Genomic DNA, 21,941 nt, shown 5'->3' with positions numbered 1-21,941 from the left:
AGCTCTTATAAAGGAATCAAAGATGCTCGGACTCAATGACGCTGCCGTTTTCATCATTAAAACCTTAGGCAGCCTGTACCTGCTGATCGTGCTGATGCGCTTCATCCTGCAACTGGTTCGGGCGAACTTCTACAACCCGCTCTGCCAGTTCATCGTCAAAGCCACTCAACCGCTGCTCAAGCCTCTGCGCCGGGTCATCCCGAGCATGTTCGGGCTGGACATGTCGTCGCTGGTGCTGGCGTTGATCATTCAAATGCTGTTGATCGCGGTCATCCTGTTCCTTAAAGGTTTCATGGTCGATTGGGTGCTGCTGATACCTTGGGCACTGATCGCGCTGTTCTCGCTGTTCCTGAACATTATTTTCTACGCCATGATCATCAGCGTGATTCTGTCCTGGGTCGCTCCGGGCAGCCACAATCCCGGTGCTGAGCTGGTCGCGCAGATTACTGAACCGGTACTTGCCCCGTTCCGTCGGATCATTCCAAACCTGGGCGGCCTCGATATTTCGCCGATCTTTGCGTTTATCGCGATCCAGTTGCTGCAAAGCTGGCTGATCCCACGCCTGGCGTACTTTGCCTTCATGCCACAGGGGCTGCTCGGCCTGATCTGATGAGCTACTTCCGTTGGGACGGTGATGATCTGATTCTGGAATGTCACCTGCAACCGGCGGCCCGCAGCGATGAATTCTGCGGGCTGCACGGCGATCGCCTGAAAATCCGCCTGACCGCGCCGCCCGTTGAAGGCAAGGCCAATGCGTATTTGATGGCGTTTCTGGCCAAGGCGTTTGGGGTCTCCAAGAGCCAGGTCAGCTTGATCAGCGGCGAGTTGAACCGGCAGAAGCGGGTGCGGATCTGTTCGCCGAAGAATCTGCCGGATTTGCCTGACTTGACCCGACCCTGACAGATCCAACGCTCCGCGTGGGAACGATCAAAAAACGATCATGGGTAGTCGCTTGCTGCTCGGGGCAGCGGTCTTTAGACTTACGCCTCATTTCAACGAGAGCAGGGTCGATGCCAACTGCCTTTCCCGCCGATTCTGTTGGTCTGGTGACGCCGCAAGTGGCGCACTTCAGCGAGCCCCTGGCCTTGGCCTGTGGCCGTTCGCTTCCAGCCTACGACCTGATTTACGAGACCTACGGCACGCTGAACGCCTCGGCGAGCAACGCCGTGCTGATTTGCCACGCCTTGTCGGGCCACCATCACGCGGCAGGCTTCCACAGCCCCGACGACCGCAAACCCGGTTGGTGGGACAGCTGCATCGGTCCCGGCAAGCCGATCGACACCAACAAATTCTTCGTGGTCAGCCTGAACAACCTCGGCGGTTGCAACGGTTCCACCGGCCCGAGCAGCATCAATCCAGAAACCGGCAAGCCCTTCGGCGCCGACTTCCCGGTGCTGACCGTGGAAGACTGGGTGCACAGTCAGGCGCGTCTGGCCGATCGCATCGGCATCAGCCAGTGGGCTGCCGTGATTGGCGGCAGTCTCGGCGGCATGCAGGCGATGCAATGGAGCATCACTTACCCCGATCGCATTCGCCATTGCCTGGCCATTGCCTCGGCGCCCAAGTTGTCGGCGCAGAACATCGCCTTCAACGAAGTCGCACGCCAGGCGATCCTCACCGACCCCGACTTTCACGGCGGTTCGTTCCAGGAAGCGGGCGTGATCCCCAAGCGAGGCTTGATGCTTGCGCGGATGGTCGGCCACATCACGTACCTGTCGGATGACTCGATGGGCGAGAAATTCGGCCGCGGGCTCAAAAGCGAGAAGCTCAACTACGACTTCCACAGCGTCGAGTTCCAGGTCGAAAGCTACCTGCGCTATCAGGGCGAAGAGTTTTCCGGGCGTTTCGATGCCAACACGTACTTGTTGATGACCAAGGCGCTGGACTATTTCGACCCGGCGGCCAATTTCGACGATGACCTGGCGAAAACCTTCGCCAACGCCCAGGCCAAGTTCTGCGTGATGTCCTTCACCACCGACTGGCGCTTCTCCCCTGCCCGCTCGCGGGAACTGGTGGACGCGCTGATGGCGGCCAAGAAAGACGTCTGCTACCTCGAGATCGACGCTCCGCAAGGCCACGACGCCTTCCTGATTCCGATCCCGCGTTACTTGCAGGCCTTCCGCAATTACATGAACCGTATTTCGCTTTGAGGAAGACATGAGAGCCGATCTGGAAATCATCCAGGAATGGATCCCCGCCGGCAGCCGCGTGCTCGACCTCGGTTGCGGTGACGGCGAGTTGCTGACCTGGTTGCGCGACCACAAGCAAGTCACCGGCTATGGCCTGGAAAACGACCCGGACAACATTGCCGAGTGCGTGGCCAAGGGCATCAACGTGATCGAGCAGGACCTGGACAAGGGCCTGGGCAACTTCGCCAGCAACAGCTTTGACATCGTGGTCATGACCCAGGCGCTGCAAGCCGTGCATTACCCGGACAAGATCCTCGACGAAATGCTGCGCGTCGGGCGCCAGTGCATCATCACCTTCCCCAACTTCGGTCACTGGCGCTGCCGCTGGTACCTGGCGAGCAAGGGCCGGATGCCGGTGTCCGAGTTCCTGCCGTACACCTGGTACAACACGCCGAACATCCACTTTTGCACCTTCGAAGACTTTGAAGCGTTATGCCGCGAACGTGAAGCCAAGGTCATTGATCGGCTTGCCGTGGATCAACAGCACCGTCACGGGTGGGCCAGTAAGCTATGGCCTAATCTATTAGGTGAAATCGGTATTTACCGCGTCAGCAGCCCCGGGCTGCAAGACCACAAGGTCGCGGTCTGAGTCACGACACTTCGAGGAGAACGATCATGGGTCGTCTAGCGCTGTTTGTACTTACTGCCTGCCTGAGCGTCACCGCCATGGCCGCTGACGTCATCAAGGGCGAACGCCAGGAAACCTTCGGCGACACGACGGTGCACTACAACACCTTCAACTCCACGTACCTGACCCCGGACATCGCCAAAGCGGCGCAGCTGATCCGCAGCAAGAATCAGGGCGTGATCAATGTCTCCGTGATCAAGGACGGCAAGCCATTGGTGGCTTCGGTGACCGGCACGGTCAAAGACCTGACCAGCCAGACCGTACCGTTGAACTTCAAACAGATCACCGAACAGGGCGCGATTTACTACATCGCTCAATACCCGGTGGACCAGCAGGAAATCCGCACCTTCGAAATCAAGGTGCAGAACGGTGACAAAATCAACACCATCAATTTCAACCAAGAGCTCTTCCCCGGCGAATGATCAACTTCACGCAACTCGTACTGGCCAGCCACAACGCCGGCAAACTCAAGGAACTCCAGGCCATGCTCGGCGAATCGGTGCAACTGCGCTCGATCGGCGAGTTCAGCAGCGTCGAGCCTGAAGAAACCGGCTTGTCGTTTGTCGAGAACGCCATCCTCAAGGCCCGCAACGCCGCGCGCATTTCCGGATTACCGGCATTGGCCGACGATTCAGGGCTGGCGGTGGATTTCCTTGGCGGTGCGCCGGGCATCTATTCCGCTCGTTATGCCGATGGCAAAGGCGATGCAGCGAACAACGCCAAATTGCTCGACGCGTTGAAAGACGTCCCGCAAGCCGAGCGCGGCGCGCAGTTCGTCTGTGTGCTGGCGCTGGTGCGTCACGCCGATGACCCGTTGCCGATCCTCTGCGAAGGCTTGTGGCACGGGCGCATCCTGACCCAGGCCAGTGGCGAACATGGTTTTGGTTACGATCCGCTGTTCTGGGTGCCGGAGCGCGATTGCTCGAGCGCCGAGTTGAGCCCGAGCGACAAGAACCTCATCAGCCACCGCGCCCGTGCAATGGATCTGCTGCGCCAGCGTCTGGGCTTGAAATGACCCACGATTCCTCCGCGTCGCCGCTGATCTTCGGCGGTGCCGCCCAATCGCCTCGGGCCGCGCTCCCCGTGCTGCCGCCCCTGGCGTTGTACATCCACATCCCGTGGTGTGTGCGCAAATGCCCTTATTGCGACTTCAACTCTCACACCGCGAGCCCAGTGCTGCCGGAAGAAGAGTATGTCGACGCGCTGCTGGCCGACCTCGATCAAGACCTTCACGCCGTTTACGGCCGCGAACTGAGCTCGATCTTCTTCGGTGGCGGCACGCCAAGCCTGTTTAGCGCCGATGCCTTGGGGCGTTTGCTCAGGGGCGTGGAGCAGCGCATTCCATTTGCCAGCAACATCGAAATCACTCTGGAAGCGAATCCGGGAACGTTTGAGCAAGAGAAGTTCGTCGCCTACCGCGCGCTGGGCATCAATCGCCTGTCGATCGGCATCCAGAGCTTCCAGGAAGAGAAACTCAAAGCTCTGGGCCGTATTCATAATGGCGACGAAGCAGTGCGTGCCGCCGGCATGGCGCGTCAGGCCGGGTTCGACAACTTCAACCTGGACCTGATGCACGGCTTGCCCGATCAATCGCTGGAGGACGCCCTGAGTGACCTGCGCCAGGCCATCGCCCTGAAGCCGACGCACCTATCCTGGTATCAGCTGACGCTGGAGCCGAACACGGTGTTCTGGAACCAGCCGCCAACGCTGCCGGAAGACGACACGCTGTGGGACATTCAGGAAGCCGGCCAAGCCCTGCTCGCTGAACACGGTTACGCGCAATACGAAGTATCGGCCTATGCCCAGCCCGGTCGTGCGGCACGACACAACCTCAATTACTGGAGCTTCGGCGACTTCATCGGCATCGGCGCTGGCGCCCACGGCAAACTCAGCCATCCGGACGGGCGCATTGTGCGCACCTGGAAGACGCGCTTGCCGAAGGATTACCTCAATCCTGCCAAAAGCTTCAAGGCTGGCGAGAAAGCGTTGGCCAATGACGAGCTGCCGTTTGAGTTCCTGATGAACGCCTTACGCCTCACCGAGGGCGTCGAGTCGCAGTTGTATCCGCAGCGCACCGGGCTGAGCCTGGAGAGCCTCGCCGAAGGCCGCCGCGAAGCCGAACAAAGTGGCCTGTTGCAGGTCGAACCGTCACGTCTGGCGGCGACAGATCGCGGACAGCTGTTTCTCAATGACTTGCTGCAGACATTTCTGAGCTGATTTCAGCCTTAAGGGAAAACCAATGGATTTGATCCTCGACCTGCTCGCCACCGCGTCCCGCTGGAGCCGTAGCAACCTGTCGGAAATCGCCCTGGCGCTGGTGGGCTGCCTGCTGGTGCTGTTCGGCGCCGACATCAAAGGCTGGGTCGACCAACGCCTGGGCAGCATCGCCGGCGCCTTGCGCGTCCCGCTAATGGCCCTGCTGTGCATGGTCGGCAGCGGCGTCGCACTGATCTACGCCACGCCGTGGATCATCAAAGGCCTGAGCCAGTTCAACAACTACAGCCTGGCGCCAGTGTTGTTGGTGGTGCTGGTGCTGATCGGCGTGGTCGCTGACCGCCGCTAAGCCGGCACTTCTATTTGGAAGCTTGAGGGCCGAATTCCTTTTCGTAGTAGCCCTTGAGTGTCAGAGGGTCTTTGCAACCTAACGCCAGTGCCTGATTCAGATAGGCCAGGTTCTGACTATCAGGTTGATTTTTTTCATTCAGACGTGTGGCCGCCAGTATGTAATAAGCCTCTGCCCGGTACTGATCATAGGTCAGCAACATTGCGTCATTGCGTGCCTGTATCGCGGCAAGCGTTCTTTCAGCCGTCAACTCTGCGCGTAAATCCTGGAAACAGAACGACCGCTTCGCTGGCAGTGGGTAGTAGTCACGATTACCGTCCACTCGCTGAACCATCTGTTGCAGGTCATCCAGATACTTCAAGTGACCAGGGTTCCTGAAATCAAACCGCATGTAGGCCTGATCACATTGATGGTGATATGCCACGGCCGCCGCCAGCAAGCCTTGATCCATCGCCTTTTGCAATGGCTCGCAGAATTGCTTTCGTTCTTCATCAGATGGACCAAACTTGCTGTCGATATTGGCCAGCAAGTACGTCGCAACGGTGTGACCGCCTTCGGACGCCATCTTCAGGTCATGTTTGAATGCCAAAATCGCGGCTTGCGTGTCTTTCATCGCCTCGGGCAGGTTCTTGGGATCAAGCTTTCCGCTGGCCTCCAGCTTCACTAACTCAACCGATATCTGCTTGAGCTGTTCCGACTTCTGCCGGGCCAGCTCAAAATAGTCGTCTGGGGATATGGCGGGGAGACTGGTAGTAGTCGCCGCGAAGACTGTCGAGGACAGAAAACTTAACAACAATGTGCAGGTGAGGACGAATCTCAAACTTTGTCTTCCTTTACGAGTGGCGAAGTACAGATGTCGGCGGATAGACACCGATCTTGAACGCCACACAAAACAAATGTGGGAGCGAGCTTGCCCGCGATGAGGCCATAACATTCAACATCGATGTTGAGTGTTAGAGCGCTATCGCGGGCAAGCCCGCTCCCACATTGAGTATTGCGTTGTACTTAGGACTGCTTTTCGAACTTCAAATCCCACACGCCATGCCCAAGACGTTCGCCGCGGCGTTCGAACTTGGTGATCGGGCGTTCGGTCGGGCGCGGGACGCACTTGCCGTCTTCGGCCAGGTTACGATAACCCGGCGCAACGCTCATCACTTCCAGCATGTACTCGGCGTACGGTTCCCAGTCAGTGGCCATGTGCAGAATGCCGCCCACTTTCAACTTGCTGCGTACCAGTTCAGCGAACGACGCCTGAACGATACGACGCTTGTGGTGACGGCTCTTGTGCCACGGGTCCGGGAAAAACAGCATCAGGCGATCGAGGCTGTTGTCGGCGATACAACGGTTGAGCACTTCGATCGCGTCGCAATCGTAGACTCGCAGGTTGGTCAGGCCCTGGGTCAGCACGCCGTTGAGCAGCGCGCCAACACCCGGACGGTGAACTTCCACACCAATGAAATCCTGTTCCGGCGAGGCTGCGGCCATTTCAAGCAGCGAATGGCCCATGCCGAAACCGATTTCCAGGGAGCGTGGCGCCGAACGGCCGAACACCTGGTCGAAGTCCACCGGCGCATCGGCCAATGGCAGGACAAACAGCGGCGTGCCCTGCTCCAGGCCTTTTTGCTGGCCTTCGGTCATGCGCCCGGCGCGCATCACGAAACTCTTGATACGGCGGTGTTGGCGCTCGTCGCCTTCTTCCGTCTGGATTGGCGTGTCGTTTGATTCAGTCATCAATGGCTCTTACTTGATCAGACCATCCAGCGGCGAAGAGGCGCTGGCATAGAGTTTTTTCGGCATGCGGCCGGCGAGGTAGGCCAGGCGGCCCGCGACGATGGCGTGTTTCATTGCTTCGGCCATCATGATCGGCTGCTGGGCATGGGCGATGGCCGAGTTCATCAGCACCGCTTCGCAACCCAGTTCCATGGCGATGGTCGCGTCGGAAGCCGTACCGACACCGGCGTCGACCAGCACGGGAATCTTGGCTTCTTCGAGGATGATCTGCAGGTTGTACGGGTTGCAGATCCCCAGGCCCGTACCAATCAGACCGGCCAGCGGCATCACCGCGATAACACCGATTTCCGCCAGTTGACGGGCAATGATCGGGTCATCGCTGGTGTAAACCATCACGTCGAAGCCTTCCTTGACCAGCACTTCGGCGGCCTTGAGGGTTTCGATCACGTTGGGGAACAGGGTTTTCTGGTCCGCCAGCACTTCCAGCTTCACCAGGTTGTGGCCACCGAGCAGTTCGCGGGCCAGGCGGCAGGTGCGCACGGCCTCGGTAGCGTCGAAGCAGCCGGCGGTGTTCGGCAGGAAGGTGTAGCGATCCGGCGACAGGACTTCAAGCAGGTTCGGTTCGCCCGGGTTCTGGCCGAGGTTGGTGCGGCGCACGGCGAATGTGACGATCTCGGCGCCCGAGGCCTCGATGGCCAGGCGGGTCTCTTCCATGTCGCGGTACTTGCCGGTACCAACCAGCAAACGCGACTGGTAAGTACGACCGGCCAGGACGAAAGGCTTGTCGCTACGAACGATGCTCATGGGAAATCCTCTGTAGGGGTGAGGTTCTTGCAGAATTCTGTGCCCTCGCGGGCCAGGCGACTAGCCGCCGCCGATGGCGTGCACGACTTCGACACTGTCGCCGTCGTTCAGAGTGGTGTCGGCATGCTGGCTGCGCGGGACGATATCCAGATTGAGTTCGACAGCCACCCGGCGTCCGGTCAGTTCCAGACGGGTCAGCAGGGCCGCAACGGTTTCACCGTCGGGCAGTTCAAGGGATTCGCCGTTCAACTGAATGCGCATACCGAATGCCGCCATCATTTTTAGGGGCTGGCATTCTAGCCCGATCAGTCTTGGCGACCCAAGCCCTTAAGTCAGCCCAAGCGCCAAGCGGCAAGCCCCAAGCAAATCCAGCCCGCGAGAAACGCGAGACCACCGAAAGGCGTGACGATGCCAAGCTTGCTCACGCCCGTGATCGTCAGCAGATACAAGCTGCCGGAAAACAGCAGGATGCCGATGGCAAAGGATGCGCCGGCCCAAGTGATCAGGCGCCCCGGTATCTGCGTGGCCAGGAGCGCAACGCCCAGCAATGCCAGGGTGTGCACCAGTTGGTAGGTGACGCCTGTATGGAAAATCGCCAGGTATTCAGGGGTCAGACGGTTTTTCAGGCCATGGGCAGCGAACGCGCCAAGGGCAACGCCGGTGAAGCCGAAGAAAGCGGCCAGCATCAAAAAGCCACGCAGCATGAAGAACTCCAGTCAGACTCGATCAACAGGGTCTGTATAATGGCCCGCTCAACGGGTTCGGCCAAGCCATCTCTATGCTGCGTTTATTTTTGCGACGATTCACCAAAGCCCTGCTGTGGTTCGCGGGCGGCAGCATATTGCTGGTCCTGATTTTTCGTGTTGTGCCACCGCCGGGAACGGCGCTGATGGTCGAACGCAAGGTCGAATCCTGGTTCGACGGCGAACCCATCGATCTGCAACGCACCTGGAAGCCTTGGGATGAGATCTCCGATGACCTGAAAGTCGCGGTGATTGCCGGCGAGGATCAGAAATTCCCGGAGCATTGGGGTTTTGATTTGGGCGCGATCCAGGCTGCACTGGCCCACAACGAACTCGGCGGATCGATTCGTGGCGCCAGTACCTTAAGCCAGCAAGTATCGAAGAACCTGTTTCTGTGGTCCGGCCGCAGCTGGCTGCGTAAAGGCCTGGAAGCTTGGTTTACCGGGCTGATCGAAGTGTTCTGGCCCAAGCAGCGAATTCTTGAGGTGTATCTGAACAGCGTCGAGTGGGACGACGGGGTATTTGGCGCCGAAGCAGCGGCCCGGCATCACTTTGGTGTAAGCGCTAAAGGTCTCAGCCGCCAACAGTCAAGCTTGCTGGCCGCCGTACTGCCAAACCCGCGAGTGTGGAGCGCAAGCCATCCGACCAGCTATGTTGCACGCCGGGCTGGGTGGATTCGGCAGCAGATGAGTCAGTTGGGTGGCGAAAGCTATCTGCTGGAGCTCAACAATTCGCGGCGGGCGCCCTGGGATCAATAACACCGCAAATCCCCTGTGGGCCAGGGCGAGGCTTAAATCCGTGCACAAACAAAAACGCCCCGATCAATGATCGGGGCGTTTTTTATTGCCGGTTCGCAGGTCAGGCCGCGATCGACAACTTGAGCTTGTTCATCGCGCTCTTCTCAAGCTGACGAATACGCTCGGCCGACACGTTGTACTTCTGCGCCAGGTCGTGCAGCGTGGCTTTCTCTTCAGCCAACCAGCGCTGGTAGAGAATGTCACGGCTGCGGTCGTCCAGCACTTCGAGCGCTTCGTGCAGGTTGTGATTGGAGTTGTCGCTCCAGTCGGCATCTTCCAGTTGACGGGCCGGGTCGTACCGGTGGTCTTCCAGATAGTTGGCCGGCGACTGGAAAGCGCTGTCGTCGTCTGCTTCCGCAGCCGGGTCGAAGGCCATGTCATGGCCGGTCAGGCGACTTTCCATCTCGCGCACTTCCCGAGGCTCTACACCGAGGCTTTCCGCCACACGGTGGACTTCCTCGTTGTTCAGCCACGCCAGACGTTTCTTCTGGCTGCGCAGGTTGAAGAACAGCTTGCGCTGGGCCTTGGTGGTCGCGACTTTCACAATGCGCCAGTTGCGCAGGATGAACTCGTGAATTTCCGCCTTGATCCAGTGCACAGCGAACGACACCAGGCGCACACCCATTTCCGGGTTGAAGCGCTTCACGGCCTTCATCAGGCCGACGTTGCCTTCCTGGATCAGGTCAGCCTGAGCCAGGCCGTAACCGGAATAGCTACGGGCGATATGTACAACAAAACGCAGGTGGGCGAGCACCATCTGCCGAGCCGCCCCCAAATCCTGCTCATAATAGAGACTCTCGGCCAGTTCACGCTCCTGCTCCGGCGTCAGCAATGGAATGCTGTTGACGGTGTGCACGTAGGCCTCCAGGTTCGCACCCGGGACCAGAGCATATGCAGGTTGCAAAGAATTGGTCATACGAAAAAACCTCCGACTTACAAACTCGTGCAGTTCAGCACTGCGAAAATTGACCGGAAACCGAAAGACAAGTTCCCATAAACGCTGAAAGGTCAATACGAGCAAAATGATACTACTTAGGCGCAAGCTCCCTCAGGTGGCGTGCGACTGCAATCCATGCACCGATATACCCCAACAGCACCGCGCCAAGCAAGAGAGACAGACCGTCGGCAACCGGCACGCCGGCCAGCGCAAAATTGCTGCCATACAAACCGGCCAGTCCGACCACCGCTTCGTTGAGCCAGTTCAGCCCAAACGCCAATACGCCCCAGGAAAGTATCCCCGCACCGAAGCCATACAACGCACCCATATACAGAAAGGGCCTGCGCACATAGCTGTCAGTGCCACCGACGAGTTTAATCACTTCTATCTCTGTGCGGCGGTTTTCAATATGAAGACGAATGGTATTGCCTATCACCAAAAGTAATGCAGAAACCAGAAGCACGGTCAGACCGAAGACAAAACGGTCACCCAGCTTCAGGATAGCTGCCAGACGCTCGACCCAGACTAGATCAAGTTGCGCCTGTTGTACCTTCGGCAGCTCGGAAAGTTTTTGTCGTAATGCTTCAAGGGTCGGCTTGTCGACCTCTTTAGGGGTCACCAGCACCACGCCGGGCAGCGGGTTTTCCGGCAGTTCCTTGAGCGCTTCGCCCAGACCGGACTGTTGCTGGAACTCTTCCAGGGCCTGATCGCGACCGACATATTCAGCATCCGCGACACCGGGCATGCCTTTGATCTGCTCTCGCAACGACTCGCCCTCGGCAGGGCTGGCCTCGATTTTCAGGTACAACGAAATCTGCGCCGCACGCTGCCAGGATCCGCCCAAGCGCTCGACGTTACTCAGCAAAAGTGACAGGCCCATTGGCAAGCTCAGGGCAACCGCCATCACCATGCAGGTGAAAAAGCTGCCAATCGGCTGTTTGCCCAGACGGCGCAAGCTGTCCAGCAGACTGGCGCGATGGCTTTCGACCCAGGCACGAAACAGCGTAGCGAAGTCCGGGCCGTCGTCATCGTCGCGCTTTTTCTTCTGCGGTTGCGGATCGGCGGCCTTCGGGGCAACGCGTTCGGAAACCTTGGGGCTGCGTGTCGCACTCATACGCCAGCCTCCCCGTCGCCGATCAATCGGCCGCGCTGCAGGGTCAGCATGCGATGACGCATACGGGCGATCAGTGCCAGGTCGTGACTGGCGATCAACACGCTGGTGCCCAAGCGGTTGATGTCTTCGAACACGCCCATGATCTCGGCCGCCAAACGCGGGTCGAGGTTACCGGTCGGCTCATCCGCCAGCAGCAAGGCCGGGCGGTGAACGATGGCGCGGGCAATGCCGACGCGCTGCTGCTGGCCAGTCGACAGGTCGCCGGGGTACAGATCGGTTTTGTCCGACAGCGCCACGCGCTCAAGCGCCGAATCCACGCGCTTGACGATTTCGGCCTTCGACAAGCCAAGGATCTGCAATGGCAACGCGACGTTATTGAACACCGTGCGATCGAACAGCAATTGGTGGTTCTGGAACACCACGCCGATCTGCCGGCGCAGGTAGGGAATCTGCGCATTGCTGATGGTGGCGAGGTCCTGGCCGGCCAGCAGCAATTTGCCAGTGGTCGGACGCTCCATCGCCAGCAGCAGGCGCAACAACGTGCTTTTACCGGCGCCGGAATGGCCGGTCACAAACAAGAATTCGCCCCGACGGACTCGAAAGCTCAGCTCATGCAAGCCGACGTGACCGTTCGGGTAGCGTTTACCGACCTGTTCGAAACGAATCATGAACGCTCCCGCTCGGCAAACAGTGCCTGGACAAAGGGTTCTGCTTCAAAAGTTCGCAAATCATCGATGCCTTCACCGACGCCGATATAGCGAATCGGCAGGCCAAACTGCTTGGCCAGGGCGAAAATCACCCCACCCTTGGCCGTGCCATCGAGCTTGGTCAACGCCAGGCCGGTCAGTTCGACGGTCTGGTTGAATTGCTTGGCCTGGCTGATAGCGTTCTGCCCGGTCCCGGCGTCAAGCACCAGCAGCACTTCGTGCGGCGCATCGGCGTCTAGCTTGCTGATGACCCGGCGAACCTTCTTCAACTCTTCCATCAAATTGTCTTTGGTGTGCAGGCGACCGGCGGTGTCGGCGATCAGCACATCAATGCCTCGGGCCTTGGCGGCTTGCACGGCGTCGAAGATAACCGAAGCGGAGTCGGCGCCGGTGTGCTGGGCGATGACCGGGATCTTGTTGCGCTCACCCCAGACCTGCAATTGCTCGACCGCTGCGGCGCGGAAGGTATCGCCGGCCGCCAGCATGACTTTCTTGCCTTCGAGCTGCAGCTTCTTCGCCAGCTTGCCGATGGTGGTGGTCTTGCCGGCGCCGTTGACGCCAACCACCAGAATCACGAACGGTTTGTTTTGCGAGGTGATTTTCAGCGGCTGCTCGACAGGCTTGAGCATCGCCGCGAGTTCAGCTTGCAGGGATTTGTAGAGTGCGTCGGCATCGGCCAACTCTTTGCGCGCGACTTTCTGGGTCAGGCGCTGAATGATCACCGAGGTGGCTTCGACGCCAACGTCGGCGGTCAGCAAGCGGGTTTCGATGTCTTCGAGCAGCTCGTCATCGATGATCTTCTTGCCCAGGAACAGGGCGGCCATGCCTTCGCCAATGGTGGCGCTGGTCTTGGACAGACCTTGCTTGAGGCGGGCGAAGAAGCCGGCTTTGGTTTCGGCCGGCGTTTCAACCGGAGCGACAGGCGCGGCAACTGCTGGAACGACCACAGGTGCAGGCGTCGGCGCAGGAGCCGGAGCAACAAATACAGGCGCAACAGGCTGCGGAGCAGGCGGCACAACCGGCGCAGGCTCAGCCACCACGACCGGCGTTACAACTGGCTCAACCACCGGAACCTGAACAGGCTCGGGCGCAAAAGCAGTCGGTGCTGGAATCGGCGGGGTAACGTGCGGAGCCAACTCGTCTGCAACCAACGCCACCGGCTCTTCGGCCACGGGCAATGTCAGCCAAGGCTCGGCGATGGGCGCCAGCGGCACCTGGGTCACGGCTTCGGCGACCAGATCGGGCTCGGCCTCGGCCACCGGCTGCAACACTGGCTCGGCGATCGGCAGGACTATCGGTGCGAGCTCTTCTTCTATAACCGGAACCGGCGCGGGAGTTGGCTCAGGAAGTGGTTGTGGCTGTTCGACGACGGGTTCCTGCGGCTTTTTGCGCAGCCATCCGAACAGGCTTTTCTTCTCGCCAGCCGCAGCTGGGGTCTTCTTGTCGTCGTTGGAACCAAACATGGAGGACGGCTATCTCACGGTAGCGACGCGCCAAAGGGCGCCCCGGCAAATAAATATTCGATGCAGAACAGACTGCGATTGACCCAGCTTGTTCACGCGCAACATTTTGTCGAAGTGCCCACGGCACTTCAAAGGTCGACTAATACGAAGGACTGGAACGGCATCGTCGGCGAAAACGCTGAGTTTAGCTGACAAATTCAAAGCTTCCGCAGGTAACCCATGCAACCTTCCGGCCGATCAAAGGCCTGATAGGCGTGGCCGCCAGTAAAACGGACCAGTATCCTAGCACCCTCTCGCCCGCCGACGCTAAGACCAAGCGGGCAGCCCAACAGGTTTAAAAACGAATGAATGCTCTAGCCCGCCGCGCTGCAGGCCTGCTGCTCAGCACAGTTTGTCTGCCCCTCTCGGCCCTGGCCGCCGACCCACAACCCACCCACGAATTCACCCTCGACAACGGTTTGAAGGTGGTTGTGCGCGAAGACCATCGTGCGCCCGTGGTGGTTTCCCAAGTCTGGTACAAGGTCGGTTCAAGCTACGAAACGCCAGGCCAGACCGGTTTGTCCCACGCCCTGGAACACATGATGTTCAAGGGCAGTGAGAAAGTCGGTCCCGGCGAAGCGTCGCTGATCCTGCGCGACCTCGGTGCCGAAGAGAACGCGTTCACCAGTGACGACTTCACTGCGTACTATCAAGTACTGGCCCGTGACCGTCTGGGCGTGGCCTTTGAACTGGAAGCCGACCGCATGGCCAATTTGCGCCTGCCGGCCGATGAGTTCTCCCGCGAAATCGAAGTCATTAAAGAAGAACGTCGTCTGCGCACTGACGACAAGCCAATGTCAAAGGCCTACGAACGCTTCAAGGCCATGGCCTACCCGGCCAGCGGTTACCACACGCCGACCATCGGCTGGATGGCTGATCTGGACCGCATGAAGGTCGAGGAGCTGCGCCACTGGTATCAATCCTGGTATGTGCCCAACAACGCCACGCTGGTGGTGGTAGGTGACGTGACCCCGGACGAAGTCAAAGCCCTGGCCCAGCGCTATTTCGGCCCGATCGCCAAACGCGACGTGCCACCCGCGAAAATCCCGGTGGAACTGGCCGAGCCGGGTGAGCGCCAGATCACCCTGCACGTGCAGACCCAACTGCCGAGCCTGATGCTGGGCTTCAACGTGCCAAGCATCGCCACCGCCCAGGACAAACGCCTGGTGAACGCCTTGCGCCTGATCTCGGCCCTGCTCGACGGCGGTTACAGCGGACGCATCCCGACGCAACTGGAGCGCGGCGAAGAGCTGGTGTCCGGCGGCTCGTCGAGTTACGACGCCTACACCCGTGGCGACAGCCTGTTCACGTTGTCGGCGACGCCCAACACCCAGAAAAAGAAAACCATGGCTCAGGCCGAAGCAGGCCTGTGGAAACTGCTCGAACAGCTGAAAACCACCGCGCCGTCCGCTGCAGAACTGGAGCGCGTAAGGGCTCAAGTCATAGCGGGCCTGGTTTACGAGCGTGATTCGATCACCAGTCAGGCCACTTCCATTGGCCAACTGGAAACCGTCGGCCTGTCCTGGAAACTGATGGACACCGAACTCGCCGACCTCGAAGGCGTGACCCCGGAAGATATTCAGAAAGCCGCCAAGCTGTATTTCACCCGCGAACGTCTCAGCGTCGCCCACGTCCTGCCACCGGAGACGACTCATGAGTGAGCGTAAAAAACCACGTTTGGCCCTGATCGGCCTGATCGCTGTCGCCCTGATCGGGTCCGCGGCGTTTTATTTTTCGAAAAGCCAGGACCCCAAGGCCAGCGAAGTCCTCGACAAGGCCAAGTCCAGCCAGAAGCTGCAATCGCTGACTGAACTGGACGGCAAGGCCCCAAGCCACCGCTCCCTCGATGTACAAACCTGGAACACCGCCGAAGGCGCCAAGGTGCTGTTCGTCGAAGCCCGCGAATTGCCAATGTTCGACATGCGCCTGATCTTTGCCGCCGGCAGTAGCCAGGACGGCGACGCCCCAGGCCTGGCCGTGCTGACTAACGCCATGCTCAACGAAGGCGTGGCCGGCAAGGATGTCGGCGCGATTGCTCAGGGCTTCGAAAGCCTGGGTGCCGACTTCGGCAACGGCGCATTCAAAGACATGGCGCTGGCTTCGTTGCGCAGCCTCAGCGCCGCAGACAAACGCGAGCCTGCGCTGAAGCTGTTCTCCGAAGTCATCGGCAAACCAACCTTCCCGGCCGATTCCTTTGCGCGCATCAAGAACCAGATGCTGGCGGGCTTCGAGTATCAAAAGCAGAACCCGGGCAAACTGGCGAGCATGGAACTGATGAATCGCTTGTACGGCGACCATCCGTACGCGCATTCCAGTGACGGCACGGCGAAATCCATTCCCGCGATTACCCTGGCGCAACTCAAGGCGTTCCACCAAAAAGCCTACGCCTCTGGCAACGTGGTGATTGCGTTGGTGGGCGATCTGTCCCGCGCCGAAGCCGAAGCCATTGCCGCCCAGGTCTCCAGTGCGCTGCCGAAAGGTCCGGCGCTGGCGAGAATCGCGCAACCGCAAGAACCCAAAGCCAGCATCGGTCACATCGAGTTTCCGTCCAAGCAAACCAACCTGTTGCTGGCGCAACTGGGCATCGATCGTGACGACCCGGACTACGCGGCGCTGTCCATGGGCAACCAGATCCTCGGCGGCGGTGGTTTCGGCACGCGATTGATGAGTGAAGTGCGCGAGAAGCGCGGCTTGTCGTACGGCGTGTATTCGGGTTTCACCCCGATGCAGGCTCGCGGCCCGTTCATGATCAACCTGCAAACCCGCGCCGAGATGAGCGAAGGTACGCTCAAGCTGGTGCAGGACGTACTCGCCGACTACCTTAAAACCGGACCGACCGAGAAAGAACTCGACGACGCCAAGCGTGAACTGGCCGGCAGCTTCCCGCTGTCCACCGCCAGCAATGCCGATATTGTCGGCCAACTCGGCGCCATGGGTTTCTACAACCTGCCGCTGAGTTATCTGGATGACTTTATGCGTGAGTCCCAGAGCCTGACTGTCGAGCAGGTCAACGCCGCACTGAACAAACACCTGAGCACGGACAAAATGGTCGTCGTCAGCGCTGGCCCGACCGTGCCGCAAAAGCCGTTACCGGCCCCATCTGATAAACCTGCCGAGCAGCCGCTCGGGGTTCCGGAGCATTAATGGCCACTCGTCCAAAAAAACCTGTCCACAACGTACACAACGGCGTGAACCAACTGCGCATCATCGGCGGAGAATGGGGCAGCCGGAAACTGAGCTTCCCTGATGCACCGGGCCTGCGCCCTACCCCGGACCGGGTGCGTGAAACCCTGTTCAACTGGCTCGCGCCATACGTGCCCGGGGCCAAAGTGTTCGACCCGTTCGCCGGCAGCGGTGCGCTGTTCCTCGAAGCCCTGTCCCGTGGCGCAGCCATGGGCCAGGCGCTGGACGCCAGCAACATTGCGGTCGCCAGCATCAAGGAGCATCTGGGCACGCTGCGTTGCACCACCGGCCAGATCCAGACCGCCGATGCCTTGCGCTACCTGGAAACCCAGGCAGCAACGGCTTACGACCTGGTGTTCCTCGACCCGCCGTTCAACCAGAACCTGCTGCCCGGCGTCTGCGCATTGTTGGAGGAACGTCAGTGGTTGGCCAACGAGGCCTGGATCTACACTGAAAGCGAGAATGCGCCATCGAGCCTTGGCTTGCCAGGCAACTGGCGCCTGCACCGGGAGCAGAAATCCGGGCGGGTGTATTACGCGTTGTGGCAACGTATGGCAGAGATCGCCGGTTAACCGATCGGCCTGAAAAAGGTGCGCACCGGTTGCGCACCGCTGCATCGAGAACAATCGTGCCCCATCCGCCTGAACGTTTCACCCCCGCCTTCGGCCTCGGCAATCCGCACTTGCAAACCTTGTGGGGACCGCTGTGGCGCAAAACCACGCATATCGAACGCGAGCGCGAACGCTTGTGGCTTGAGGATGGCGACTTTCTCGATATGGACTGGCACGGCCCGCACACCGCCAATGCGCCGCTGGTGCTGGTGTTGCACGGCCTGACCGGCTCTTCTAATTCGCCTTATGTGGCCGGGGTGCAGAAAGCACTCGGTGCCCAGGGCTGGGCCAGCGTTGCACTGAACTGGCGTGGCTGCTCCGGTGAACCCAATCTATTGCCTCGCAGCTACCATTCCGGCGCCAGCGAAGACTTGGCCGAAGCCATCAAACACCTGCGGGCCAAGCGCCCACTCGCACCGTTGTATGCGGTCGGCTATTCCCTGGGCGGTAACGTCTTGCTCAAGCACCTGGGCGAAACCGGCAGTGAAAGCGGCGTGCTCGGAGCGGTGGCGGTGTCGGTGCCGTTTCGCCTCGATCAATGCGCGGATCGGATCGGCCAGGGTTTTTCTAAGGTCTATCAGGCGCATTTCATGCGCGAGATGGTGGCTTACATCAAGAACAAGCAGCGCCAGTTCCAGCATGACGGGCACGAAGAGGGACTGGCGGCTTTGGCGGCGCTGGGTTCGCTGGAAAACATGCGCACCTTCTGGGATTTCGATGGCAGGGTCACGGCACCGCTGAATGGTTTCGTCGATGCCGAGGATTACTATCGCCGCGCTTCGAGCCGCTATTTCCTTGGCGAAATTCGCACGCCGACCTTGATCATCCACGCGGCTGACGATCCCTTTGTCTTTCCTCATAGCCTGCCGCAACCGCAAGAACTGTCCGCTTGCACGCAGTTCGAACTGCAGGCCAAGGGTGGGCATGTCGGCTTTGTCGATGGCTCGTTCCGGCATCCAGGTTATTACCTCGAACGGCGCATCCCGCAGTGGCTGAGTGCCGTGGGCCGCGAGTAGGAAATGGAAACCGATCAGGGCGAGTCGATCGGCTTCTGGCAAACCGCGCCATTGGCCGGGGTCGAGCTGTTGTTGCAAGCGCAATTGGCGGCACCACCTTCGCTGGAAGAACTGGCGGCCGACCAGAGTCACTTGAGTCGACAGTTCAAGCAGGTCTACGGGGTTGGGCCCGGGGCGTATCGCAGTGCCCGGTTGCGGTGAAATCTCAAAACAACTATGACCCTGTGGGAGCCCGCTCCCACAGGTGATGTGCGCTTATTCGCCTATTGCAATGCCGTGCGCGGGATCGTTGATCCATTCGCTCCACGATCCGGCATACAACGAGGCCAGCGGATAACCCGCCAAGCACAGCGCAAACAGGTTGTGGCAAGCCGTCACACCCGAACCGCAATACGCCACCAGATCGCTGGGTGAGCGACTGCCCAGTTTCGCGGCAAAGCGCAGCTTGAGTTGATCGACCGGCAGGAAGCGCCCGTCACTGCCCAGGTTGTCGGTAAACGCCGCACATTGTGCGCCGGGGATGTGCCCGGCAATCGGGTCGATCGGTTCGACTTCGCCTTTGAAGCGCGGCAAGGCGCGGGCATCGAGCAAGGTCAGCGCCGGTTGGCCGAGACGCTGTTGAAGCTGCTCGGCGCCCAAGACCAGCGCACTGTCCGGCGCCCCGGTGAAAGTGCCGCGCAGGGTATCGCACGCATCCAGACTCAGCGGCAAACCCGCTGCATGCCAGGCCTTGAGCCCGCCATCGAGGATAAATACGCCCTCACGCTTGCCCAACCAGGCCAGCAACCACCAGGCCCGCGCCGCAAAGGCACCGGGGCCGTCGTCGTACAAAACCACTTCGCTGTCGGCGTTGATGCCCCAGGCTTGCAGGCGCTCGATCAACTCTTCAGGCTTGGGCAACGGATGGCGTCCGGTCACACCCTTGACCACCGGCCCGCTCAAGTCTCGCTCAAGATCGGCGAACCTGGCCCCGGCGATATGCCCTTCGGCATAGCTGCGCTGACCGTAGTCCGGGTCTTCGAGGGCAAAACGACAATCCAGAATCACCAGCCCTGGCTGGTCCTTTTTCAGGTCCAGTGCTTGCGGGCTGATCAGTTGCGCAATGGGCATAGCGGGCTCCTGTGACTAAGACGGTTTCAAATCCTACTGCACTTCTTCAAGGGCCTGGGCCAACGGCACGTAAAACTCTTCGTACAGCGCATTCACGGCATCGCGAGCCTGGTCCGTGACGAACCCGGCCTCAAGCACCAGCACCTGATACACGCCACGCTTGATCGCCTGCTCGCTCAGGTGATTGGAATTTTCCCGAGTGGTGCACAGGAAACGCACCCAGGACGTCAGGATGATCCAGGCATTGAGCGTCAGGGATTCGATCTGAACCTTGTCCATTTGCAGGATGCCAGCCTCGACGAAGCCCGCGTAGATGTGCGTGCCATGGATCAGGCAGCGCTGGGAAAAACGCCGATAACGGGCAGCCAGTTCCGAATCGCTATCAAGCAGGTGCTCAAGGTCTCGGTGCAGGAAGCGGTAGCGCCACATCGCGGCCAGCAGTTCCTGAAGGTAGAAGCGCTTGTCCTCGACCGTGGCGGCACGGCCCTGGGGCGGGCGCAGGAAGCTGTCCACAAGGCTTTCGTACTCACTGAACAACACGGCGATGATCGCCTGCTTGTTAGGGAAGTGGTAGTACAGGTTGCCCGGGGAAATTTCCATGTGGGCAGCAATGTGGTTGGTGCTGATACTGCGCTCACCCTGCTGATTGAACAGCTCCAGGCTGTTCTGCACGATGCGCTCGCTGGTTTTGATCCGAGGGGCCATGGCTTGAGCTTTAATTCAGAGTGCGTTGACGGGCATCTTACGACCTATCCGCGGGTGGATAAACAAAGCTGCACCAGGATGTCATTTGACTTTATAGAGCATAGACTCTAGAAAGTGCTGATTACAATAAATCCGGAGCCGATCATGACTGCTGACATTGCCTACCTGCAGAATCCGCAGCAGCCCCTGGAGGCTCTCCAAACCCTGTTCGACGCGCAACGCGCAGCCTACGCCGCCAACCCGATGCCGCCGGCTGCCCAGCGCCAGCAATGGCTCAAAGCCCTGCGGGATATGTTGAGCAATGAGCGCGAGGTGCTGATCGATGCCATCAGCCAGGACTTCAGCCACCGCAGTGCCGATGAAACCCTGCTCGCCGAACTGATGCCCAGCCTGCACGGCATTCACTACGCCAGTCAGCACCTCAAGGGCTGGATGAAACCTTCGCGGCGCAAGGTCGGCATCGCTTTTCAACCGGCGTCGGCCAAAGTTGTCTACCAGCCGCTGGGCGTGGTCGGCGTGATTGTGCCGTGGAACTACCCGCTGTATCTGGCCATCGGCCCGTTGGTGGGTGCGCTGTCGGCAGGCAATCGGGTGATGCTCAAACTCAGCGAGTCGACACCTGCGACCGGTTTGCTGCTCAAGGATTTATTCGCCCGGATCTTTCCCGAAGACCTGGTTTGCGTGGTGCTGGGCGAAGCCGATGTCGGCGTGGCCTTCTCCAGATTGCGTTTCGATCACCTGCTGTTCACCGGTGCCACCAGCGTCGGTAAACACGTGATGCGCGCGGCGGCCGAGAACCTGACCCCGGTGACCCTCGAACTCGGCGGCAAATCCCCGGCCATTGTTTCGCGCGATGTACCGCTCAAGGACGCTGCCGAGCGCATCGCTTTCGGCAAAACCCTGAACGCCGGGCAAACCTGTGTGGCCCCGGATTATGTGTTGGTGCCGGAAGATCGCGTAGGCGGGTTCGTCGAAGCCTATCGTCAGGCGGTGCGCGGGTTTTATCCGACACTGGCCGACAACCCGGACTACACCGCCATCATCAACGACCGGCAACTGGCGCGGCTCAACGGCTACATCAGCGATGCCACCAGCAAGGGCGCGTTGCTGATTCCGCTGTTCGATCAAGGCCAGGGTCGACGCATGAGCCATAGTCTGTTGCTCAACGTCAGTGACGACATGACCGTGATGCAGGACGAAATCTTCGGCCCAGTGCTGCCCATCGTGCCGTACGCGGATCTGGATCAGGCATTTGCCTACATCAACCAGCGCCCTCGCCCGCTGGCGTTGTATTACTTCGGCTACGACAAACGCGAACAACAGCGCGTGCTCCACGAGACCCATTCCGGGGGTGTTTGCCTCAACGACACGCTGCTGCATGTCGCGCAAGACGATATGCCGTTCGGTGGCATCGGCGCCTCGGGCATGGGCCATTACCACGGTCACGAAGGTTTCCTGACCTTCAGCAAGGCCAAGGGTGTGCTGATCAAACAGCGCTTCAACGCGGCGAAACTGATTTATCCGCCGTACGGCAAAGCTATTCAGAAATTGATCCAGAAGCTGTTTATCCGCTAACGCTCACCTCTGCCGGGTAATAACAA

At 59.8% G+C, this 21,941-nt stretch carries 25 protein-coding genes and 1 pseudogene; 15 read left to right on the top strand and 11 right to left on the bottom strand.

From position 1 onward, the window contains the following. Positions 1-22: 22 nt before the first annotated feature. From BLQ41_RS06745 to BLQ41_RS06710, 8 genes are all read left to right on the top strand, one after another. Positions 23-610, top strand: coding sequence for a YggT family protein (locus BLQ41_RS06745; protein WP_090178603.1), 588 nt, complete (start codon positions 23-25; stop codon positions 608-610). Then, positions 610-900 (top strand): DUF167 domain-containing protein, encoded by a 291-nt coding sequence (locus tag BLQ41_RS06740; protein WP_090178600.1) that lies wholly within the window; start codon positions 610-612, stop codon positions 898-900. Before BLQ41_RS06745 ends, BLQ41_RS06740 begins: the two co-directional genes overlap by 1 nt. A gap of 110 nt (positions 901-1,010) precedes the next feature. Next, on the top strand, positions 1,011-2,150 hold the full coding sequence (gene metX / locus BLQ41_RS06735; protein ID WP_090178596.1) for a homoserine O-succinyltransferase MetX: 1,140 nt from the start codon (positions 1,011-1,013) through the stop codon (positions 2,148-2,150). A gap of 7 nt (positions 2,151-2,157) precedes the next feature. Beyond that, a complete protein-coding gene (metW, locus tag BLQ41_RS06730; protein WP_046029734.1) occupies positions 2,158-2,778 on the top strand; it encodes a methionine biosynthesis protein MetW in 621 nt (206 codons plus the stop codon). Between the two features lie 26 nt (positions 2,779-2,804). Continuing rightward, on the top strand, positions 2,805-3,239 hold the full coding sequence (locus BLQ41_RS06725; RefSeq protein ID WP_090178593.1) for a DUF4426 domain-containing protein: 435 nt from the start codon (positions 2,805-2,807) through the stop codon (positions 3,237-3,239). Continuing rightward, positions 3,236-3,832, top strand: a complete 597-nt coding sequence (gene rdgB / locus BLQ41_RS06720) for an RdgB/HAM1 family non-canonical purine NTP pyrophosphatase (protein WP_090178590.1) — start codon at positions 3,236-3,238, stop codon at positions 3,830-3,832. The genes BLQ41_RS06725 and rdgB overlap by 4 nt, the downstream gene beginning before the upstream one ends. After that, a complete protein-coding gene (hemW, locus tag BLQ41_RS06715) occupies positions 3,829-5,034 on the top strand; it encodes a radical SAM family heme chaperone HemW (RefSeq protein WP_090178587.1) in 1,206 nt (401 codons plus the stop codon). The genes rdgB and hemW overlap by 4 nt, the downstream gene beginning before the upstream one ends. A gap of 22 nt (positions 5,035-5,056) precedes the next feature. Then, positions 5,057-5,380 carry a DUF3392 domain-containing protein gene (locus BLQ41_RS06710; RefSeq protein WP_090178584.1) on the top strand — a complete coding sequence of 108 codons (324 nt, stop codon included), beginning with the start codon at positions 5,057-5,059 and terminating at the stop codon, positions 5,378-5,380. Between the two features lie 10 nt (positions 5,381-5,390). Here BLQ41_RS06710 and BLQ41_RS06705 read toward each other — a convergent pair whose 3' ends face one another. The 5 genes from BLQ41_RS06705 to BLQ41_RS06685 all read right to left on the bottom strand — a co-directional run bounded on the left by BLQ41_RS06705 (position 5,391) and on the right by BLQ41_RS06685 (position 8,619). After that, positions 5,391-6,200 carry a Sec-independent protein translocase family protein gene (locus BLQ41_RS06705; protein ID WP_157694999.1) on the bottom strand — a complete coding sequence of 270 codons (810 nt, stop codon included), beginning with the start codon at positions 6,198-6,200 and terminating at the stop codon, positions 5,391-5,393. Between the two features lie 185 nt (positions 6,201-6,385). Continuing rightward, positions 6,386-7,111, bottom strand: a complete 726-nt coding sequence (trmB, locus tag BLQ41_RS06700; RefSeq protein ID WP_090178579.1) for a tRNA (guanosine(46)-N7)-methyltransferase TrmB — start codon at positions 7,109-7,111, stop codon at positions 6,386-6,388. Positions 7,112-7,120: 9 nt separating this feature from the next. Continuing rightward, positions 7,121-7,915 (bottom strand): thiazole synthase, encoded by a 795-nt coding sequence (locus BLQ41_RS06695; protein ID WP_008068101.1) that lies wholly within the window; start codon positions 7,913-7,915, stop codon positions 7,121-7,123. Between the two features lie 60 nt (positions 7,916-7,975). Then, positions 7,976-8,176, bottom strand: coding sequence for a sulfur carrier protein ThiS (gene thiS, locus BLQ41_RS06690; RefSeq protein WP_008026157.1), 201 nt, complete (start codon positions 8,174-8,176; stop codon positions 7,976-7,978). 71 nt (positions 8,177-8,247) lie between these two features. Beyond that, entirely contained in the window at positions 8,248-8,619 is a 372-nt protein-coding gene (locus BLQ41_RS06685) for a DUF423 domain-containing protein (protein WP_090178577.1), read from the bottom strand. Between the two features lie 74 nt (positions 8,620-8,693). Between BLQ41_RS06685 and mtgA the strand changes: the two genes are divergently transcribed. Further along, positions 8,694-9,416 carry a monofunctional biosynthetic peptidoglycan transglycosylase gene (mtgA, locus tag BLQ41_RS06680; protein WP_090178574.1) on the top strand — a complete coding sequence of 241 codons (723 nt, stop codon included), beginning with the start codon at positions 8,694-8,696 and terminating at the stop codon, positions 9,414-9,416. A gap of 100 nt (positions 9,417-9,516) precedes the next feature. Here mtgA and rpoH read toward each other — a convergent pair whose 3' ends face one another. The 4 genes from rpoH to ftsY all read right to left on the bottom strand — a co-directional run bounded on the left by rpoH (position 9,517) and on the right by ftsY (position 13,676). Next, on the bottom strand, positions 9,517-10,371 hold the full coding sequence (gene rpoH, locus BLQ41_RS06675) for an RNA polymerase sigma factor RpoH (RefSeq protein WP_007897890.1): 855 nt from the start codon (positions 10,369-10,371) through the stop codon (positions 9,517-9,519). A 112-nt stretch (positions 10,372-10,483) separates the two neighbouring features. Continuing rightward, complete coding sequence (gene ftsX / locus BLQ41_RS06670) at positions 10,484-11,506, bottom strand: permease-like cell division protein FtsX (RefSeq protein ID WP_090178570.1); 1,023 nt, start codon at positions 11,504-11,506, stop codon at positions 10,484-10,486. Continuing rightward, entirely contained in the window at positions 11,503-12,174 is a 672-nt protein-coding gene (gene ftsE / locus BLQ41_RS06665) for a cell division ATP-binding protein FtsE (protein WP_010466809.1), read from the bottom strand. Before ftsE ends, ftsX begins: the two co-directional genes overlap by 4 nt. Then, the gene (gene ftsY, locus BLQ41_RS06660) at positions 12,171-13,676 is read right to left on the bottom strand and encodes a signal recognition particle-docking protein FtsY (protein WP_090178566.1); all 1,506 of its coding nucleotides are present in this window, start codon (positions 13,674-13,676) and stop codon (positions 12,171-12,173) included. Before ftsY ends, ftsE begins: the two co-directional genes overlap by 4 nt. 344 nt (positions 13,677-14,020) lie before the next feature. On the opposite strand from ftsY, the gene BLQ41_RS06650 reads away from it, so the two are divergent. The 5 genes and pseudogenes from BLQ41_RS06650 to BLQ41_RS30425 all read left to right on the top strand — a co-directional run. Then, the gene (locus BLQ41_RS06650) at positions 14,021-15,376 is read left to right on the top strand and encodes a M16 family metallopeptidase (RefSeq protein WP_090178562.1); all 1,356 of its coding nucleotides are present in this window, start codon (positions 14,021-14,023) and stop codon (positions 15,374-15,376) included. Further along, positions 15,369-16,859, top strand: coding sequence for a M16 family metallopeptidase (locus BLQ41_RS06645; protein ID WP_090178558.1), 1,491 nt, complete (start codon positions 15,369-15,371; stop codon positions 16,857-16,859). The genes BLQ41_RS06650 and BLQ41_RS06645 overlap by 8 nt, the downstream gene beginning before the upstream one ends. Continuing rightward, positions 16,859-17,470, top strand: a complete 612-nt coding sequence (gene rsmD, locus BLQ41_RS06640) for a 16S rRNA (guanine(966)-N(2))-methyltransferase RsmD (protein WP_090178556.1) — start codon at positions 16,859-16,861, stop codon at positions 17,468-17,470. The genes BLQ41_RS06645 and rsmD overlap by 1 nt, the downstream gene beginning before the upstream one ends. A gap of 56 nt (positions 17,471-17,526) precedes the next feature. Then, a complete protein-coding gene (locus BLQ41_RS06635; protein ID WP_090178553.1) occupies positions 17,527-18,525 on the top strand; it encodes a hydrolase in 999 nt (332 codons plus the stop codon). A 69-nt stretch (positions 18,526-18,594) separates the two neighbouring features. Beyond that, positions 18,595-18,726 (top strand): annotated as a pseudogene (locus BLQ41_RS30425) (helix-turn-helix transcriptional regulator); the annotation flags it as partial. A gap of 54 nt (positions 18,727-18,780) precedes the next feature. Here BLQ41_RS30425 and BLQ41_RS06625 read toward each other — a convergent pair. Beyond that, complete coding sequence (locus BLQ41_RS06625; protein WP_090178548.1) at positions 18,781-19,635, bottom strand: sulfurtransferase; 855 nt, start codon at positions 19,633-19,635, stop codon at positions 18,781-18,783. A gap of 33 nt (positions 19,636-19,668) precedes the next feature. After that, positions 19,669-20,340: a TetR/AcrR family transcriptional regulator gene (locus BLQ41_RS06620; protein ID WP_090178544.1), complete on the bottom strand. Its 672-nt coding sequence runs from the start codon at positions 20,338-20,340 to the stop codon at positions 19,669-19,671. Positions 20,341-20,484: 144 nt separating this feature from the next. Here BLQ41_RS06620 and BLQ41_RS06615 point away from each other — a divergent pair, with 144 nt between their 5' ends. Next, positions 20,485-21,915 (top strand): coniferyl aldehyde dehydrogenase, encoded by a 1,431-nt coding sequence (locus BLQ41_RS06615; RefSeq protein ID WP_090178540.1) that lies wholly within the window; start codon positions 20,485-20,487, stop codon positions 21,913-21,915. Positions 21,916-21,941 lie beyond the last annotated feature (26 nt).

The organism is Pseudomonas arsenicoxydans (assembly GCF_900103875.1).
GTDB lineage: Bacteria > Pseudomonadota > Gammaproteobacteria > Pseudomonadales > Pseudomonadaceae > Aquipseudomonas > Aquipseudomonas arsenicoxydans.
Note: the sequence above shows the minus strand (reverse complement) of the source record. Positions and strands in the feature narration are given on the sequence as shown.

What these genes read in the sequence shown, in the direction of transcription:
- BLQ41_RS06620 (WP_090178544.1), bottom strand. Translation starts at nt 20,340, where the DNA reads ATGGCCCCTCGGATCAAAACCAGCGAGCGCATCGTGCAGAACAGCCTG.
- thiS (WP_008026157.1), bottom strand. Translation starts at nt 8,176, where the DNA reads ATGCGCATTCAGTTGAACGGCGAATCCCTTGAACTGCCCGACGGTGAA.
- BLQ41_RS06710 (WP_090178584.1), top strand. Translation starts at nt 5,057, where the DNA reads ATGGATTTGATCCTCGACCTGCTCGCCACCGCGTCCCGCTGGAGCCGT.
- BLQ41_RS06725 (WP_090178593.1), top strand. Translation starts at nt 2,805, where the DNA reads ATGGGTCGTCTAGCGCTGTTTGTACTTACTGCCTGCCTGAGCGTCACC.
- BLQ41_RS06740 (WP_090178600.1), top strand. Translation starts at nt 610, where the DNA reads ATGAGCTACTTCCGTTGGGACGGTGATGATCTGATTCTGGAATGTCAC.
- BLQ41_RS06645 (WP_090178558.1), top strand. Translation starts at nt 15,369, where the DNA reads ATGAGTGAGCGTAAAAAACCACGTTTGGCCCTGATCGGCCTGATCGCT.
- BLQ41_RS06695 (WP_008068101.1), bottom strand. Translation starts at nt 7,915, where the DNA reads ATGAGCATCGTTCGTAGCGACAAGCCTTTCGTCCTGGCCGGTCGTACT.
- ftsX (WP_090178570.1), bottom strand. Translation starts at nt 11,506, where the DNA reads ATGAGTGCGACACGCAGCCCCAAGGTTTCCGAACGCGTTGCCCCGAAG.
- trmB (WP_090178579.1), bottom strand. Translation starts at nt 7,111, where the DNA reads ATGACTGAATCAAACGACACGCCAATCCAGACGGAAGAAGGCGACGAG.
- BLQ41_RS06745 (WP_090178603.1), top strand. Translation starts at nt 23, where the DNA reads ATGCTCGGACTCAATGACGCTGCCGTTTTCATCATTAAAACCTTAGGC.
- hemW (WP_090178587.1), top strand. Translation starts at nt 3,829, where the DNA reads ATGACCCACGATTCCTCCGCGTCGCCGCTGATCTTCGGCGGTGCCGCC.
- ftsY (WP_090178566.1), bottom strand. Translation starts at nt 13,676, where the DNA reads ATGTTTGGTTCCAACGACGACAAGAAGACCCCAGCTGCGGCTGGCGAG.
- mtgA (WP_090178574.1), top strand. Translation starts at nt 8,694, where the DNA reads ATGCTGCGTTTATTTTTGCGACGATTCACCAAAGCCCTGCTGTGGTTC.
- ftsE (WP_010466809.1), bottom strand. Translation starts at nt 12,174, where the DNA reads ATGATTCGTTTCGAACAGGTCGGTAAACGCTACCCGAACGGTCACGTC.
- BLQ41_RS06685 (WP_090178577.1), bottom strand. Translation starts at nt 8,619, where the DNA reads ATGCTGCGTGGCTTTTTGATGCTGGCCGCTTTCTTCGGCTTCACCGGC.
- rpoH (WP_007897890.1), bottom strand. Translation starts at nt 10,371, where the DNA reads ATGACCAATTCTTTGCAACCTGCATATGCTCTGGTCCCGGGTGCGAAC.
- metX (WP_090178596.1), top strand. Translation starts at nt 1,011, where the DNA reads ATGCCAACTGCCTTTCCCGCCGATTCTGTTGGTCTGGTGACGCCGCAA.
- rsmD (WP_090178556.1), top strand. Translation starts at nt 16,859, where the DNA reads ATGGCCACTCGTCCAAAAAAACCTGTCCACAACGTACACAACGGCGTG.
- BLQ41_RS06650 (WP_090178562.1), top strand. Translation starts at nt 14,021, where the DNA reads ATGAATGCTCTAGCCCGCCGCGCTGCAGGCCTGCTGCTCAGCACAGTT.
- rdgB (WP_090178590.1), top strand. Translation starts at nt 3,236, where the DNA reads ATGATCAACTTCACGCAACTCGTACTGGCCAGCCACAACGCCGGCAAA.
- BLQ41_RS06625 (WP_090178548.1), bottom strand. Translation starts at nt 19,635, where the DNA reads ATGCCCATTGCGCAACTGATCAGCCCGCAAGCACTGGACCTGAAAAAG.
- metW (WP_046029734.1), top strand. Translation starts at nt 2,158, where the DNA reads ATGAGAGCCGATCTGGAAATCATCCAGGAATGGATCCCCGCCGGCAGC.
- BLQ41_RS06615 (WP_090178540.1), top strand. Translation starts at nt 20,485, where the DNA reads ATGACTGCTGACATTGCCTACCTGCAGAATCCGCAGCAGCCCCTGGAG.